Source organism: Mycoplasma sp. 327, from assembly GCF_053851655.1.
Genome location: NZ_JBSQBA010000011.1, coordinates 1 through 14,022, shown reverse-complemented (window position 1 = coordinate 14,022; position 14,022 = coordinate 1). Strand labels below are relative to the sequence as shown.

Genomic DNA, 14,022 nt, shown 5'->3' with positions numbered 1-14,022 from the left:
TGTTTTCTAAAACATAAAAATTTTATGATAAACATAGGAAATAAATCAATAGAATACTTTCAATAAACAACTGCCTTCTTGATAGTAAAATCACTAGAAAAAGCTAAAAAGTGCCCTGTTTTAGATGATATTCGTATATATATATATATATATATATAGTATTATTTATATGGAACATTTAATAATGTTATATTTATTTATATATTGAAAGGATATTAAAAATATGAAATTCTGTGGAAAATGTAATAAGCATTTTGATGAATATGTTAAGTTTTGTCCAATTTGCAGCGCAAATCTTTCTAACAATTCTAATAAGCAAGTAAAGAATAATACACAAAACAATATTTTTGCGATTCTTGGATTGGTTTTTGCGTTTTTTATTCCTTTATTAGGTTTGGCTTTTAGTATTGTTGGTCTTGTACAATCTAAGAATCTTGGAGGATCTGGTAAAGGATTGGCGATAGGTGGTATTGTTGTTTCATTAATATTACCAATTTTAATTATTTCATTAATTTTTGGTCTCGCCTCACATGCAGCTGCTGCTGCTAGCCTGCCTTTTTATAATATTTAATGAAAATTTTAAAATATTTGGATATTTGTCCAAATATTTTTAATTATTGTTTTGTAGTTTAAACTTGTTTTGGTTATAAAAACTTCTAAAAGCTTAAGTTGTAGCAAAAAAAAAAAAAAAAAAAATTATTTTTTAAATTCTATAATAGATCCAGTTTCAAATATTTCGCCATCAATTTGCGAAAAATCATTGGTTATATTTTCGATTTTGATTTCATTGCCAAATATTTGTTCAACGTTTTTTATTGCAGTATGCATTCCTGAGTAGACTAGCATAAAAGCACCGAGAAGTTTTGTAATTGCTAAATCATGCACGACAATAACACATAATTTATCAGATAGTATATCAGCATTTGGAGCAATTTTCATTCCTCCGCCATAATAAGGCCCATTCATTACTGAAACAAGATTTATGTTATTAAAAAAATACTCTTTTTTATCAACAGTAATCTTTATGTTGTTTAATCTCTTATATTTTTTTAAACATTCAATTGTTGTTCGAAAAAAAGAACCCCTTGCACCTGACTTCTTTTTTTCATTAACAGTTTTAGCAATTAGAGCATCAATTCCAAAACCAGTTCCATTCAAGAAATATCTATATGTATTACCTGACTTAATTATTGGCAATTTTTCAATAAACTCATTAATTTTGTAAAGATGTCGCGATTTTTTTTCTGGTTTATGGTGGACCTTAACATTTCGCACAAAATCATTTCCCGTACCCGCCTTATATGCATATATTTCTGGTTTAGCACACGATTGTTTTAAAGTGTTAATAATATGTGTTAGAGTACCATCACCACCAATGATTATAATTTTATCCTCGTTAGTAAGGCGGTCTAGCAGGGAATTGTTATTATTGCTACTTGCTACATTGATAATTTTTAAGGAATCCTCGTTCATTATTTTGACGATTTTGGAAACAATATTGAATATTTTCGATTGATTTCTACCTGTTTTTGATAATGAGTTATATAAAACGTATAGCATGGAAGTATTATATAATAATATCATTAGAAAAAAGTATTAAAAATCCATTTTAAACTTATAATTATAAAAATATGACGAATCCTAAAATTAGAAACTTTGCAATAATTGCACATATTGACCATGGAAAAAGTACATTAGCAGATCGTATTTTGGAACAAACTAATACAATTACAATGCGTGAATCAAAACCTCAAATTCTAGATTCGATGGATCTGGAGCAGGAAAGAGGGATTACTATTAAATTAAATGCTGTTCAGATTAAATATAAGGATTATATTTTTCATTTGATCGATACACCTGGTCATGTTGATTTTACCTATGAAGTAAGTAGGAGTCTAGCAGCCTGTGAGGGGGCTATTTTATTAGTTGATGCAACACAAGGTATTCAAGCACAAACATTAGCTAACGTTTATTTAGCCATTGAAAATAATCTTGAGATAATACCGGTTATAAACAAGATTGACTTAATCAGTTCAGAACCGGAAAGAGTTAAGAAAGAAATCGAAAGTATAATTGGCATTGATGCAAGTGATGCAATTTTAATTTCAGCTAAAACAGGAAAGAATATCGATAATGTTATTGAAGCAATTATTGAAAGAATACCTGCTCCCAAAGAAGCTGATCCCAACAAGCCTCTTAAAGGTTTGATATTTGATAGTTATTTTGATAATTATCGAGGGGTTGTTATCTATACGCGTATTTTTAATGGTGAAGTAAGACCAGGTGATACCATTTACTTTATGCAAACCAAAAAATCATATATGGTTACAGAATTAGGTGTTAAGAATCCTTATGAAGAAAAAAGAGATAAACTTTCTGCCGGTGAAGTTGGTTGGATCACTGCATCAATTAGGGATGTTAAGGATGTCGCTGTTGGTGACACTATAACTTTGTTAGATAATCCTGTCGATTATCCTCTTGCTGGATATAAAAAAATGAAGCCTGTTGTTTATACTGGATTCTTCCCCGTTGATAACAGGGATTATAACGCCTTAAAGGACGCTTTAGAAAAAATTAGTCTTTCTGATTCTTCAATAATATGAGAACCCGAAACCTCAAAGGCCCTTGGATTTGGCTTTAGAATTGGTTTTCTTGGTCTATTACATATGGACGTTTTACAAGAAAGACTTGAAAGAGAATTTAATATTGATATATTAGCAACTGCCCCTTCTGTGGAATTTGTTGTTACTCTAACAAATGGTGAGGTTGAATATATTACCAATCCTTCATTATTTCCTGATCGTAGTTATATTAAAACTATTGAGGAACCATATATCCGAGCATCAATTATGTTAACTGAGGAATATATTGGGTCTATTATGGAACTTTGTCAATCAAAAAGAGGGAAGTATATTAATATTGAGTATTTAGATGAAAAAAGAAGACGTTTAATATATGAACTTCCACTAAATGAAACTATATTCGATTTTTTTGATCTAATGAAAAGCTACTCAAAAGGTTATGCTTCTTTTGATTATGAACATATTGGCTTAAGAGAAAGTGATCTTGTTAAGGTAGATATAATGTTGAATGGGGAAAAAATTGACGCTTTAGCGCTAATTGCTCATCGTGATTTCGCATACAATAAAAGTCGTGAATTAGCCGAAAAACTTAAGGAGGTAGTACCAAGAAAAAATTTTGAAATTCCGATTCAGGCGGCGATTGGTGGTAAAATTATCGCAAGAGAAACAATTAAGGCTTATCGTAAGGACGTAACTGCTAAACTTTATGGCGGAGATGTTACAAGACGCCAAAAATTGCTAAAGAAGCAAAAAGAGGGCAAAAAAAGAATGAAACAGATCGGCAGTGTTGAGGTGCCACAAGAAGCTTTTTTAGCAATCTTAAAAACAGATAACAATAAAAAATAGGTCATGAGAAAGGACTGCGCTTTTATGGAATTAAAACCAATTATAACCAATAGTTCTCAAAGTAGCGATGTAGTTGCAAAATATTCTGAAATGTTAACTGTTAATAATATGTCAGGTGCAGAAATCAAGACAAAATCATTAAGTTCCAACATTAAAAAAACTCTCGACCCTGAAGGATTAATACCAAATGGAATATATAAGGTTTTCAGAGCTGAAAAATCATTAAAAAAGTTTAGCATATCAGCTTATTTATTTGTATTTTTTTTGGCATTAATATCTTGCTTATTATTTGCATTTGCACCCTCATTATTTTCTAATTATCTAAGCCAAGATATTAAATTAGTCCCATGAGGGTGATATGTTTCTCCAATCCTATTTGGATTAATATCGTTAGTCTTACTTATTTTGGATGTAATAGACCTGAATGCACTATCTAAGTCTGTTGATGATTATCGTGAAAAAATAAAACAAGGAATTAGTTTTGCTCCACCTTTTATTGCCTCATTGTATGAAAAACTTATGAGAAGACAAGTTAGAATTACATGATTTGTTGTTGCGATTTTATTTTATGTGGGTTTATTTACTCTTGCCTTTTGAGGCCTTAAGGATGCTCAGTGATGAATTCTGAACTTTAAAGATTGAATACGCAAGGCTTTTTCTGACCCAAATTTAGTTATTTATATTCTTTGTGGAATAATGCTTGGGGTTTTACTTTTATTTATTATTGGAACAATCCAAAGAAAAAAAAGAATGGTTGATATTCAAGTTTTTTTTGGTAGTGACGTGATGAGCAATACAGAACTATCAAAAATAAGAGCAGAAGCACATAAGTTTTGAGCTAAAATTTTTTTTATAAGTGTGTTAGTGCTTTTAGTTATACCTATTATAATTTTATTAATTGTTAAAAGAATTATGAAGAGAGGAAGATAAAATATTATGCCTGTATGAGGAATCGTTTTATTAGTAATTTTACCTATCATATTTGGAATTGCTGGTGCTATTTTAGCTATTTTTATAACAAAGAAAAAATTTGAAAAGCAATTAAAAGAAAACCCACCAATCAATGAAAAGATGATTAGAGTTATGTTTCAACAAATGGGTCGCAAGGCTTCTGAAGCGCAAATTAGAAGCGTAATGCGTTCGATGAAACAAGCAAAATAGAGTGTGCCAAATAATGAGCACATTCTATTTTTATTATTTGTTCATGCGTTATGAAATTTTTGTGTTTAATATGCATTATTGATATTTATTATTAAATATTTTTTTGAATGTTATGAGTATAGTTACTAACAACAAACACAATATCAAATCGACATTTTTAAAATATGATAAGTTAGAATATTATTGATATAATTTAAGTTAAATGTAAATAACTTTGGAGGTATATTAGAATGACAAAAATGAAAGCATTTGTTGTGAGGGGGCCAAAGGATTGATCGATAACAGAAGTGGCTATTCCTAAACCCAAATATAAGGAAGTATTAATAAAAATGGAAACAAGCGGAATATGCCATACTGATTTGCATGCAGCTAATGCTGATTGATTAGTAGATCCAAAATATCCACTCATTCCTGGACATGAAGGGATCGGAATTGTTAGTGAACTTGGAGAAGGATGTACAAGACTTAAAGTTGGTGATCGTGTTGGTTTGGCTTGGCTTCATGACACATGCGGCCATTGTGAGTTTTGTTTAACCGGAAGAGAAACTCTATGTCCTAACCAAAATATGACTGCTTATACAAAAGATGGCACATTTGCTGAATATGCTATTGGTCATGAGGATTATGTAGCAATTATTCCTGAAAAATTTGATATTGTTTCTGGCGCGCCAATTATTTGTGCTGGTGTTACAACATATAAGGCTTTAAAGAGAACTAACATTAAACCTAATAATTATGTAGCGGTTATAGGTGTTGGTGGATTAGGGCAACTTGCGATTCAATATGCAAATGCGATGGGATATAAGGCTATTGGAATAGATATTAGCGATGATAAGGTTGACTTAGCATTGAAGAGTAAGGCGGTTGCTGCCTTTAATTCACGAAAAGATCCTGATTTTATAAGTAAAATTATGCAGTTAACAAACGGTGGAGTCCATGCTGTTATCAACACTTCAGTACATCCGACAGCAGCCGAACAAGGAATGGCAATATTACGGCGTGGTGGGCGCCAAGTTTTGGTGGGATTGCCGGCCAAGGATGCTATGGGAAAGGTTGATATTAATGTTTCTATTTTTTGAACTGTTCTGTTAGAAAAAGAATTGGTTGGTTCAATTGTAGGAACTAGACAAGATCTTAAAGAAGCCATTGAATATGCAGCTGAGGGAAAGGTAAAATCAGAAGTTACAAAAATTGTTAAACTTGAAGATGTTGAAGAAATTTTTGAAAAACTTGAAAAAGGCGAATTTCTCGGAAGAGCAGTTATTGATTTTAGAACAAAATAATTTTTTAAAAATATACCAAGTAGAATAATATAAGTCTCTAATACTACTCAATTAATATGAGTAGTATTTTTAAAAAATGAATATAAATGTTAAATTGTAACAAAAATGATCTATCTATTATATATAGTAAAATGTTATCGGTGATTTTATTATGTGCGAAATAGAATTAAACTATTTTCACTTAAATCCTTTCATAAAAAAATTCGGACCCTGAATATTTTTACCTCATTAAACTATATAAATTTTTATTCATTTTTTCTTCTATTATTTTCTTGATGTATTCGCTGGAAATTTAATATTCTGTATTTATGAATACAAAATGTTTTTTAGAGAAGTAATTAAGATTTTTAGCCAATATTTTTCCCAGTACTCCGTTATCTTATAAATATTCTTTATTTACATTTTTTAAAAATAAATCATTTTTTAGCTCGACCGATCTTCTTCATCTTTCGAACTCTACTTTGTGACTTAAGCTGGCGTTTTTTCTATTATTATGTATGAATTCGTAATCTCTTAGAATTGCAAAGCATATATCAATTTTTAGTTGTATTAATAAAAGGAATTTGTATTTGGTTTTATAAAATAAATTTCATTTAATTTTTTGTGATTTTGTAAAAAAATTCATATTGATCAAAACCTTAGAAATAAAAAGTCATCAATCATATGTCTATCAATTAAACACTTGTCAAATTGTTGCATATTTTTAATTTGTTCTAGTCTATACTTGAAAAATATTTTTTGGTTTTATACCCATTCTTTTTCAAATCATTCATATAGTTTAGAAAAATGCTTGTATCAGTCAGTCTTTTGTCAATAATTTTAATACCGTGCTCATTTAGAAAAAGAGCAATATTTTTTATAACAGTAGATTTTTTGCTTGCTCCCATTCCCGAAAATGTAATTCTTAATGTTGTTCTCCTTGAAGTTGCAAAATATAGATATAATGAAATTGAAAAATGCATAATGTTTATGATCAAAGTATCGAAATTTGGAAAGGCAACACCAGAGAAAAACGCAAGGCATATTATGCTTTTTAAACATCATACAATTTACGAATCTTTAAAATCTAACGCCATTATTGTTGAAGCGGCTACTGATATTGAATTTAATGTTGCTAACAGTATAGCAGACACTAATTTATATTTAAAATTTGAGCCAAATTCTAAATAATTTATATTGAATATTTTTCCTAATATATTGTTGGTAAATGGGTTTGAAAAGTAAAATATTACAAAGAAAATTAAAAAATATAACGCAAATAATAGTGACGAATATAATGAACTTCTTGGCTCACTTATTTTGAAATTTTTCTTGATTTTTTTATTAATTAATATCGATATCAATATTGCTATATAAATGAATTATAGAATTCCATCAATGACTAAGCCATTTGCAAATGAAAAGAATGCGTATAAAATTGCATTGAGTATTTCGGTTAAATATACCGTTGTTTTTTTCTTTGCAAATCAATATATTGAAATAACTCCTAAGAACCCCGATAAGGCAACAAAAATATTTGTTATCTTTTTTATAATGAGATAAGAGAGCTCCATATAAATGTTTTGGTGTCAATATTAAATATTGAAAAAATAAAAAGAACCAGTACGATTATGATAAAAAAAGAAATTTTAATTTTTCTTCTATTTTTAATAATTTGTTTCATTTATTTTAAAGGAGGAGTAGGTGCTTAGATTGTTTAATATCTGTATATTGCGGTTAATAATTGTAGTTAAAAAATAATAATAAAAATACAAATACGCCTTAATTTAAGATGTATTTGTATTTTTTTATACTTAAACTGGGAAATAATTTTGAATATTTATATTGAATTTATTTGATTAGTTATTAGTCGAGTTTATCATTGGCTTTGAATAATTCATCATCTAATTTTTGAATTTTTCTTTCTTTTGCCATTTTGTTTAAAATATCAAGAACGTAATTTTTTTGTTGTAGGTTTGAAACTTGTGTTTTAATTCTATTTGATAATTCTCTACAGAAATCATCTAAGCTAATTGTAATATAAGAATTTTCTAATATTGTTATAAATAGATCACGCAATTCATATGGATGGATATCAAAAATTGATCTTTTTGTTTCTTTTGAAAAGCTTTCTCTAAATTTAAAATTGAAATCAGGGAAAGAAGGAACTATGAATAGGTATTCATCTTTGCTACCCAGTCCATATGCTAATTTGCTTGCTAACATTTTAACACCATTTGTTAAACGATCTTCGCGTAGCAATTTTTTAACGATACCTTCATAAGTTTTATAAGGCAATGCACCTGCAACTGAAAATAGTTGAGCAATAATAAGACTTCTTTCTCCTTGATATGATTTTAAAAATTTTAAACTATTCATTTCAATAAATTTATCTAGATCAGGAAATGCTGGGAAAGTTGCTTGTTCATTTTCATGTTCATTTAGCTCTATTGTGAATGATTTTATCATTTCTTCGTTGTCTTCTGATTCGTCAGTCGAATTAGTGTTGTTATATAATTCTTGCAATTTATTTAAAATAATGTTAACTTGTGCATCGGGGTTTTTGAATCAGTCGGTTGATCAAATTCTGTGAATATTTCAACCTCTTGCTTCTAACACTTCCTGTCTTAATCTATCACGATCACGTGTTGTTTTTGAAGAGTGATAGGTTGATCCATCGCATTCTATTCCTAGAATATATTTGTTTGGATTATTTTTATGAACCACTGCTAAATCAATTCTAAATCCTGATGATCCGACTTGTGTTTTTAAAGTCAAACCTTGCTCAGTAAGTTTATCATAAACTTGTTGTTCGAAAAGTGATTCAACACCTCCGCTCGTTTCTTTTAAATCTTCTAAGGTGTTTATTCCGAATTCAGCGTTTTTAATGAATTTTTCAAGAAGTTTAACACCTCTTTGTTCACTTCTGAATCAATTAACTTCATGACTTTTGAATGATGATATAAGAATTAAACCTTTTTTGGCACGAGATATTGCAACATTAAGTCTTTTATATCCGGATTCGCTGTTATTTATTGCTCCAAAGTTTACACTAACTTCACCGTTTGCGTTCCTTTTATTATCTAGCAAGAATAATATGATATCTCTTTCATCACCTTGAACTGTTTCAATGTTTTTAACAAAAAATGCATCTTCTCTATCTTCATCAAAATAAAATTTTAAATGTGGATTATCATGAATGAATTTATCCATTTCTCTTTCAAATTGATTTAAGATTTCGGCGTTAAATACAACAACACCGATTGAATATTTATTTTGATACTTTTCAATAATGTCTTTTATTGTTTTCCTTGCTTCTTCAAATAATGTGTTTGTTTCGCCAATATATTTATTTGGTTTTGCGTAAAGGAATCTTAATCCTTCGATATCATTAGGTTGTTTAGAGTTAGGGAATGTTATTAAGTCTTTATAAATTTCTTTATTTGATGTATAAATTAATTCTTCAAATTTTGAACGATAGTGTCATTTTAGTCTAATTGAGTTAAGGCTAGCTTCAGCTAAATTTAAAAGTGAATCATAGCCATCTGAAAAGTTATCTGTTGAATCCTCGACTTCAAGAAAACCTTCTTCATTTTCTGCTGATGAAAAGAAGTTTGATGGAGGCATTTGTTCTTTATCTCCAACGACTATAACTTGTTTAGCTCTAAATAATGAACTTATAGCACTTTCGGGTCTAATTTGAGATGCCTCGTCAAATATAACTGTATCGAATGTATATTCAACATCTTTAAAGAAGTTACTTACTGTTAGAGGAGAAAGCATTAAACAAGGTTTTATATTTAAAATAAGTTCAAGCGCTTTTTCAAAAAACTTCTTAAAAGGCATAATGGCACGAGTTTTACTGCTTTCTTTTTTAAGCAACATATACTGACTATTAGCAGCGGCGAAGAATAAACTAGATTTAATTCTTTTATCATTTTCTAAAATAATTTTATCTCTTGCCAAAGTATTAGCTTCTTTGTCTTTTTCTTTAAATACATTTACACATTGATTTAGTAAAACTGTATCTGCATTTGAAATTTCAGTTTGAATAATAGTTTTTGTTAGTTTTTCATAGAATTTTCTAAGATAAATGTTTTCAAAATTGCTATCTATATTGTTTGAAATAATGGCTTCAATGAAAGAACTTTGACCTAAATCGGCAAGCCTATTTTTTGCGCTAATGAAACTTATGTAGCTAGTTATTGAATCCATATTTGTCAATAATGTTATTGTTTTAGATAGAAAATCATCTAGTGATACTGTTTTAAAATTTACAATATTATTGTCGAATAAGGAACCAAGAAATTCAATATTTTCACATAGTGTGTTTAAATTATTTATATTTGTCTTTATTGATTCTTTGTTTTGATTATAAGTTTTTACATACGCATTGAATATTGTTAGGATATCATTATTATTTTGTTTAATAAACTCAAGACTGGTTAAAACTTCATTAACTTTATCAATATTGAAGTTGTCTAAATTTAGATTTATTTTGTTTATTAGTTCATTAAATTTTGTGTCCAATTCTTTTATTTCAGCGAATTTTTTAGCTTCATCAAGGGTTCTTAATTTTCACAGATTTTCAGGTTCATATACATTTTGCTTTTTGAAATAACTTCTGTATTGTCTTCACGTTTTTGAAAAAACCCTAAATGGGTTAAATTTGTTTTTGTTAAGTGTTGAATAAACTTCTATAGCATCATTAGTTTCAAAAAATTCTAAATTCTTTCAAATTTTAGATTGGGTTTCGTATTTAGCGGTTTTGTCATTGAACACACTAATAATTTCTTTTAAATTTATTATTTCTAAATCAATACCGCCATTTAAATAGTTTGAAATATCCTTGAAGTTATTATTTTCAATGAAGTTTGCAACAAATTTTATATTTAAAGTATGTTTAGAAAATTCATTATAAAAGTCGTTTGGTTGTGCAAAAATATTCAAGTTTTTGATTCAAGTAGCAATATTTTTTGAATGATCTTTTAAGAAAAATAGTTTTTCCTCAATCTCATCTTTTTCTTTAAATTTAATTGTATCCTTTAATAAACCGTACCATGGATGTTGTTTAAAATTAAAATCTATGTTCTTCAGTGAATGTTCAAATGACTGAATTGTATTCCTAATATTTTCAAAATCTTCACCATTAATAGACATTATATTATTAATACTGAATCTTATGTTTGGGAAGTCATTTAATGAAAAATATTTACCAATATATTCGTAAAGATTTTTGTATTGAGGTTCTCTTTTTCTTAATAAGATTTCTCCATATTTTTCTAAAAATTCTTTGCTTCTTCGATAGTTAGAAATCAATGTTTGAATATTGTTGTCATCGATTTCATATAATCTTGCCTCTTCGATTGATTTATTAATATCTCTTAATATTTCTTTTTTATCGACTTTTGTGTCGTGAATAGGCATCGCATACTTTTCCAATTTAATTTTTTTAAGATTGTTGAAAACGACTTGAAGAGCAGCATTTTTTTCAGCAACAAAAAGAATCTTTTTACCTCTTGTTATAAGTTCGGTAATAATATTTGTAATTGTTTGGGATTTACCTGTTCCGGGAGGTCCTTGTAAGATGAAACTTTTTCCTTCAATGGCATTTTGAATGGCGATTTCTTGTGAAGAATCTGAGTTAAGAATTTTATATTGATTTTGAATATCAATCTTTTGGTTTATATTTGTTTCATTAATATTAGATATATCTGTTGCATCGTCAATTTCAGCGCTGATCATTCTTTTGAAAAATTCACTCTCAGATATTTTTTCAATATTTTGTTCAATATCTTTGTAGATGTATATATTACTAAAATCAAATGTAGATAAATAAATATCTTTTGTAATTTCTCATCTTTTATCGCTAATTTGGCCTAGAATTTTTTCAGCATATTCATCAAACATTTCATTGGCATTATTATTTGAAGGTTCAAATGTAAAGTCAGCATTAAAACTATTTTTCATTTTACGTACTAATGTTTCATTTTGAATAAAATCATTTTCCGCTTTTCTTGTAATTCTTCAACCTGATGTATTGCTATCTTTTTTAATTTCTACTGGATAGAATAATAAAGGAGCGTAATTTGGCTCATATGAAGTTGTTGACTCGTATCACTTCACTAAACCAAATGTCATATAAGCAATATCAATTGAATATTCCTCTCTAAAAGTTCTTGCCTTTTTCTCAATTTTCTTAATTGTTTCTAAAAATATAGACTCACCAAATTCTGGATAAAGTTGATTTTTCTTGATAGTTGTTTGTTGCTCAATATCTTCTAAATTATGTGAATATAAAGCTTCATATCCGTATTGGCTTTCTGTATATTTTCTAACTTGGTCATAAATCGCCAATGGGAATACTTCTTTTTCAGTGTTATTGAACAATTCTAGTAATGAATAAAAGTCAGGATAAACTATTTTTAATTTATTGGGAATGGTCTTTTTTAAAGAGATACCAATATTTAAGGATTTGTTTCTTAAAGTTAAGTCAAGTAATTTTGTTTTTCAATGATTAATATTTTTTATTAGTTTTTCTTTTTTGATATTATCGATCATGTCTTTTAATCCCATTTCTATGTACATTTAATACTGTATTAAATTTAGATTGTTATTGCTGGTTTTATGTTTAAAATACTTTCAATAATGATTTTTTTATACAGCTTAAACTTTTAATGATTTTTATAATTTTATAACTAATTATAAAAATATACAAAAAGTGCTGATTTGCTTAAAAAAACGGCACTTTTTTTACTTTTATGCGTTAAATTGCATGTTAATTCTTAATCAAATCGCAACATTTTTATAGTTTAAAAATGTTTATTAAACTTATGATATTAAATTTATTTTTTAAGCTTTATTCATATTTTGATTGGTTGGTAAACAAAATTTTTTAAACCCACTTTTGCGGACAATAGAATAGAATTAAAAATCTACTTAAAGTATTCAGATAGGTTATTATCCACTTCTTTAATTGCGTTTTTAAACATTGATTTTAAGTGGTTAATTTCTTGTTTTAAATCCGATGTATTTAATTTAAATCTTTCTAAATTTCTAATCAAGTAATTAAACTTGTTCGTAAATGTCGAAACTACTGACTTATGCGTTACGACTATCAAACTCAATTTATAAGTCAAATCGTCTCAAACGTCAAGATTTTTACCTATTAAAAAAATCTCTTGTGAGTTAAAGTTAGTATAAATCACTGCTTGCTTTGTAATGATTTTCCGGAGTTTTGAAAAAAATATTTACCGCTTGAGTTCATACAAAATAAAACTTTTATTTTCTTTGAAAAATTAACTCTATTGCCGTCAATATCAACTGGGCCATAATATTCGTTTAGGTACTTAACTGCACCAAAATGACTTTTGTTTTTAAAATGATAATCAACATACCAACCAGGATCGCCTTCAGTTATTTTTCTAAAACAGTTTTTATCGCTATTTCTTTTTTAATTTTGGAGATATAAAATTAAAGTAATCTATTAATTGGTCTTCAATTTTACTAATTTCTGTTCAATGTTTTATATTCTTTATTTTAAAGCATATGGGATAATTTAATTGAGCAATTTTAAAAGACCTTTCAACAAAAGACTTAAATTGCAAAACACTAGAAGTTTGAACTTTAAAGCCTAAGGATTGCAAATACTCAGTAATAGGTGTACATGAAAACTCTTTTTTCAAAAAATTGTTCTCTTATCGGTCCTTATAATCTGCGGAATTCCATGTGTTCTAAAAAGTTTTTCAAGCAGATTCATATAAGCAATATCGGTTTCCTCTTTAGACACACGGACTGCTAAAAGCCTACTAGTGGCAGGATCAATAGCGTGGTAAGTATGAAAAGTTTCACCCAATCCCATTGTGTCTGGCGTAGCATCGATCCCACGATCATACCTGGAGAAAGATTTTTCCAGGTATTTTTTATTACTGCATTTTTTTCTATTGTTTTAAGATTCTCTAATTTACTATTTATTGCATAATAAAATATTGTTTCTGGAATTGTGTTATTTAAAATATTTTTTGCGTTTCTTTTAGCTTCTTTTCTAGTCGCTTTGTGCGAGTGCTCTGTTGCATAGCCCCTTTTTAAAGTGCGTCTGTAAAGAGTTTTTAAAGAGATTATTGAACCTTTTGTTCTATAATAAATTGCCATAGTAACATTTCTAGTTCTAT

General features: G+C 28.1%; 11 protein-coding genes. 7 read left to right on the top strand and 4 right to left on the bottom strand.

Annotated elements, in window-relative coordinates; genetic code table 4:
• Nucleotides 1–223: 223 nt before the first annotated feature.
• Nucleotides 224–571, top strand: a complete 348-nt coding sequence (locus tag ACWXVS_RS02970) for a hypothetical protein (protein ID WP_455966167.1) — start codon at nucleotides 224–226, stop codon at nucleotides 569–571.
• A gap of 125 nt (nucleotides 572–696) precedes the next feature.
• Here the strand turns inward: ACWXVS_RS02970 and ACWXVS_RS02965 are convergent, their stop codons facing one another.
• Entirely contained in the window at nucleotides 697–1,560 is an 864-nt protein-coding gene (locus tag ACWXVS_RS02965; protein ID WP_455994995.1) for a diacylglycerol kinase family protein, read from the bottom strand.
• 71 nt (nucleotides 1,561–1,631) lie between these two features.
• Here ACWXVS_RS02965 and lepA point away from each other — a divergent pair, with 71 nt between their 5' ends.
• From lepA to ACWXVS_RS02935, 6 genes are all read left to right on the top strand, one after another.
• Complete coding sequence (gene lepA, locus ACWXVS_RS02960) at nucleotides 1,632–3,428, top strand: translation elongation factor 4 (protein ID WP_455994992.1); 1,797 nt, start codon at nucleotides 1,632–1,634, stop codon at nucleotides 3,426–3,428.
• A 24-nt stretch (nucleotides 3,429–3,452) separates the two neighbouring features.
• Nucleotides 3,453–4,358, top strand: a complete 906-nt coding sequence (locus ACWXVS_RS02955) for an MSC_0882 family membrane protein (protein WP_455994990.1) — start codon at nucleotides 3,453–3,455, stop codon at nucleotides 4,356–4,358.
• 6 nt (nucleotides 4,359–4,364) lie between these two features.
• Nucleotides 4,365–4,589 (top strand): YneF family protein, encoded by a 225-nt coding sequence (locus ACWXVS_RS02950; RefSeq protein ID WP_438340363.1) that lies wholly within the window; start codon nucleotides 4,365–4,367, stop codon nucleotides 4,587–4,589.
• A 230-nt stretch (nucleotides 4,590–4,819) separates the two neighbouring features.
• On the top strand, nucleotides 4,820–5,872 hold the full coding sequence (gene adhP / locus ACWXVS_RS02945) for an alcohol dehydrogenase AdhP (protein WP_438340362.1): 1,053 nt from the start codon (nucleotides 4,820–4,822) through the stop codon (nucleotides 5,870–5,872).
• Nucleotides 5,873–6,658: 786 nt separating this feature from the next.
• Nucleotides 6,659–7,042, top strand: coding sequence for a hypothetical protein (locus ACWXVS_RS02940; RefSeq protein WP_455994987.1), 384 nt, complete (start codon nucleotides 6,659–6,661; stop codon nucleotides 7,040–7,042).
• Between the two features lie 207 nt (nucleotides 7,043–7,249).
• Nucleotides 7,250–7,414 (top strand): hypothetical protein, encoded by a 165-nt coding sequence (locus tag ACWXVS_RS02935; RefSeq protein ID WP_455994984.1) that lies wholly within the window; start codon nucleotides 7,250–7,252, stop codon nucleotides 7,412–7,414.
• Between the two features lie 303 nt (nucleotides 7,415–7,717).
• Here the strand turns inward: ACWXVS_RS02935 and ACWXVS_RS02930 are convergent, their stop codons facing one another.
• From ACWXVS_RS02930 to ACWXVS_RS02920, 3 genes are all read right to left on the bottom strand, one after another.
• On the bottom strand, nucleotides 7,718–12,412 hold the full coding sequence (locus ACWXVS_RS02930; protein WP_455994981.1) for a DUF4011 domain-containing protein: 4,695 nt from the start codon (nucleotides 12,410–12,412) through the stop codon (nucleotides 7,718–7,720).
• Between the two features lie 374 nt (nucleotides 12,413–12,786).
• Nucleotides 12,787–13,059, bottom strand: coding sequence for a hypothetical protein (locus ACWXVS_RS02925; protein ID WP_455994979.1), 273 nt, complete (start codon nucleotides 13,057–13,059; stop codon nucleotides 12,787–12,789).
• Nucleotides 13,060–13,648: 589 nt separating this feature from the next.
• Nucleotides 13,649–14,022 (bottom strand): hypothetical protein (locus ACWXVS_RS02920; RefSeq protein WP_455994977.1); only part of this gene is annotated, 374 nt, incomplete at its 5' end.